The 4168-nt window shown below is 58.5% G+C and carries 2 protein-coding genes; both read left to right on the top strand.

From position 1 onward, the window contains the following. Positions 1 to 7: 7 nt before the first annotated feature. Complete coding sequence (locus tag NCN04_RS08800) at positions 8 to 3304, top strand: exodeoxyribonuclease V subunit gamma (RefSeq protein ID WP_250395837.1); 3297 nt, start codon at positions 8 to 10, stop codon at positions 3302 to 3304. Then, positions 3301 to 4168: UvrD-helicase domain-containing protein (locus NCN04_RS08795; protein WP_250395836.1), on the top strand; the 868-nt coding region annotated here is incomplete at its 3' end. The genes NCN04_RS08800 and NCN04_RS08795, both read left to right, overlap by 4 nt.

Genomic DNA, 4168 nt, shown 5'->3' with positions numbered 1-4168 from the left:
CAGTGCCTTGCTAACGGTCTACCGCAGCAATCGCACAGAGTTTCTTGCAACGCTTCTGGCACAGACGCTGACGCTTGACCCCCCAGGTCCGTTTGAAGAGCTGGAGATTGTGGTCAACACTTGGCCCACAAGCCGATGGCTCGGAGAGCAGCTTGCCAAAGCCAATGGCATCAGCGCTCTTGTGCGTTTTCCCTTTCCTGGATCGCGCTTACGTCAACTGGTGCGCTGCATTTTGGATCTCGATCCAACGAGCGAAGATCCTTGGCGTGCAGAACGACTGGTTTGGTCTGTTTTAAACGTTCTCCCCAGTCTTCTCGACCATCCCACAGCTGAAAGCCTGAAGCTCTGGTGGGAGCAACACGCAAGCGTTTCTGGACGTCTCAATCGTGATCACTGGCAACTGGCCCGCTGCCTCGCCGATGCTGTGGACGACTACGCCCTCTACCGACCGCAGGAGCTGAGCCAATGGATTGAGGGCCACGGAGACGCCGACCTGCCCGCTCAGCTGCAATGGCAACCACAGCTCGTTCGTGCCCTTGCAGCACTCCTCCCCTGTGATCCTTTTGGTCTTCAAGTGCAAAAGGCGATTCAACGTCTGCGGGCAGGTGATGTTTCAGCCGCCGCGCTACCGCCTCAATTGCGCCTGTTTGGCATCAGCAATCTCGCCCCAGTGCAGATAGAACTCCTACAAGGCCTCTCGGGGCTAATGGCGATCGAGCTTTACCTGCTGACACCTTGCCCTGAGCTGTGGCAACGCTCCGAACAGAGAAGACAAACGCTCGGACAAGCCTGGAACACTCCACCCGATGGGCCCTGGCTCTTGGAATCGCCAAGACTGGAAGCGATTTTGGGACGCATGGGGGCTGAATTTCAGTTGCTTTTAGAAGGCAACGGCGATTGCTTTCTCGGCCAATGGGATCAGGGAGATCTCTTTGCCGCGCCCATTCAGATCGCTGCATCCGAACAGCGGCCAGCGACGCTCCTGGAGCAAGTGCAACAACAGCTGGTGGATGGAAGCGCACCATCCCTAAACCCTGTTGATCAAGACAACTCATTGCGCTTTTTGGCCTGCGCAGGACCCTGGCGAGAGGTCCAACTGGTTCGGGATCAGATTCTGCAATGGCTGGCCTCTGATTCAAGCCTTGAGCCACGAGATGTCTTGGTGATGACTCCGGATGTGGAGCGCTACGCCCCGCTCCTCAGCTCCGTCTTCGGTGATCACGATGCCACTGGGATCAGCATTCCCTGGCGACTCACCGACCGAAGCCAACAGAGCTCTCCTGGACTGAGCCAAGGGTTTATGGCTCTTTTGAAGCTGGCCAGTGAGCGCTTCACGGCATCCGGGCTCGAGGCACTTCTCGCTAACCCCGCCCTTCAGGTCCTCCAAGGGATCACGGCGGCGGATGCCGTGCGAATCACCCAGTGCCTCCAGCAAACGGGCTTCCGTTGGGGGGTGGATGGCAAGGAGCGTGGAGGCGATGACACCCATAGCCTGAGCTGGTGTCTTGATCGCTGGCTGCTTGGTCTCGTGCTGCCTGAAGAGCCAGGTCTCGCTCCGGGAGGCTGTGCCCCCTTCCAGGGAGGTCTCACCATTCAGCAGCTTGAACAATGGTGGCCGCTTCTGGATGGACTAGCGCAATGGATCATTCGGCTACGTCAACCCCACAGTCCCAGCGCCTGGACCACACAGTTGAATCAGCTTCTCCAGCATCTCTATGGGGATGGAGGGGACTGGGCCTGGGAGCAACAAGCGATCGTCGAAGCACTCGACAGGATGCAGCAACAGGCATCTGAGTGCACTCTTGATCTCGATCTTTCCGTTGTGGTCTCCATTCTTGATGAGGCCCTCTCCGCGGATAGCGGTCGTTTTGGCCACCGCAGTGGTGCCCTCACGATCAGCGCCCTAGAGCCGATGCGCGCAATTCCCCATCGGCTGATCGTGCTGATGGGGCTTGATTCGCAAAGCTTTCCACGTCAGCGGGAACGCCCTGGCTTTCACCTCCTGGAACAGCAGCGCCGACTCGGCGATCCATCAAGCACAGATCAAGACCGTTACGTGCTGCTGGAGGCGTTGATGTCGGCGCGACAACATCTCCTGATTAGCTGGAATGCACGCGATGAGCGCAAGGGCGAAGAGCTTCCCCCTTCGCCTCCGGTCCAACAATGGCTCACCTTGCTCAACGAGCAACTCACGCCCGAACAGTTCGAGCGCGTGGTGTTGGAGCAACCCGCGAATCCCTTGGATGCCCGTAATTTTCTCGTCAATCGTGCCGGTTCAGCCTTCAGTTGTGATCGTCACCACCTCGAAGCCAGGCTCAATCTCGATCGCCGCGATTATCAGCGCTCGAGCAACAGCGCCCTGGGCTTAGCCCACCCCCTGAGCTGGACTGCAGGTGCCCCCTCTGAGGGTTTCGACTCAGACGCCATCAATCGTTGGCTTGAGGCTCCCCAGCGCTATTGGCTCAAAGCGCGGGGATTGGAGACACGGGAGTGGTCCACCCCCGTGGAAGACCTTTCAGCGCTCGAACTCGAAGAGCGGGAACGTCAATCTCTTTTAAATCAGTCTTTTCTCGATCAGCTCGACTGGCTGGCGACGGATTCGAGCTTGATCTGGGACCACGCCCTTCCTGGCGAATGGAGCACACAGCTTCGCGGCCAAGGGATGCTTCCGCCTGGCGCAGCAGGCCAACTGGCGGCCAATCGCCTTGAGCAGCGCTGGCAAAACCTGCAACAAACGCTGTTGCGACTCGGGCCTCTGCACTGTGATTTGATCCGCTCAGAGACCGAGTCACGCTCCGTGCTCAGGGCTGGGACAACCACGGTGTTGGTCAGCGCAGGCCGGCTTCAGTCGCGCACGGCACTTGGCGGATGGTTCACCCACCTCATCCAGCAAGCGGCGGGAGTGTCCACTCCAACGGCTGTGATCAGTCGATGTGACAGCAGCACCAAGGCTGATCACTTTCAACTAGCCCTTCACTGGCAACCATTGGATGCAGACAGAGCGAAGGAGCTTCTCTTATCTCTCCACACTCTCGCGGCCGCAGGAGCTGAATCGTGCTGGCCGGTGCCGCCTGCCAGTGGGTTGGCGAGGGCCCTCATGTGGCACAAAGGTCTTGACAAAGCAAATCGAGCGTTTGAAAGCCGTTGGGATGGTGGATTCGCTGGCATGGGGGAGCGGGCACGGGCAGAGATGCAGCTTTGTTTTGGCGACCACTTCGAAGCGGACGATTTTTTAACAGCGGCCTGTTTTGAGGAGGCATTTCAAGCGTTGTATGCGCCGATGTTGGAGGCGCAGCGGCCATGAGCAGCCGTTTCCAACCCAATCAATACCCCCTTGAGGCAGGAGTTCGTCTCCTCGAGGCCAGTGCTGGAACGGGAAAAACCTTTGCTTTAGCCCACCTGGTCCTACGGCTAGTCACAGAGCGGAAGCTGAACCTCAAAGAGCTTTTAGTTGTCACCTTCACAGAAGCCGCCGCTGCGGAATTGCGCGAACGCATTGGTCGTCGTCTCAACGACGCACTCCAAGCGCTGCTCCAAAGCCAAACCAACAACTCCGACTCCCAAACCGACTCCCCACCCACAGATGCAGTGATGGAGGAGTGGCTAACCCTCCACGGGCAAGATCCCAACACCCGTCGAACAATCGCCAGCAACCTGCTGGAAGCACTGGAAGGGCTGGAACGTGCCGACATCACCACCATCCATGGCTTCTGCAGGCGCAGCCTTCGCCGACAAGCTCTCCAGAACGGCACGGCCATTGAGGTTTGTCTTGAAAATGACAGCCAGCATCTGTGCCAGGAGGTGGCCTACGACTACTGGGAACAACAAGTGTTGGCCCTGCCTCCCGACGATGTCTCAGGGCTATTGCATGCCGGTCTCTCCGCTGATCAGTTGAGCCATGCCCTCAGTCGCTTGGACAGCGATTGCGCTGTTCGGATCGCCGGCACTGAAGGATCAGACGACCTAGAGCGTCCCTTGATCGATTGCTTTAACCAGTGGCTGCAATCGAGCTGGACTGAGTTCGAAGCGGAATGGAACGTAAGCGGACACACGCTGGAAACTGCCCTTCGCGACTGCTCAACGGATTGGCGAAGCCAAGGCCAAACCGACACCAAGCCCTACTCACCGAAACCGAAAAAGGATCGCGCCAACGAACTCAGCAGCTGGG

The sequence above is a fragment of the Synechococcus sp. MU1655 genome, from assembly GCF_023630655.1.
Lineage (GTDB): Bacteria > Cyanobacteriota > Cyanobacteriia > PCC-6307 > Cyanobiaceae > Synechococcus_C.
Note: the sequence above shows the minus strand (reverse complement) of the source record. Positions and strands in the feature narration are given on the sequence as shown.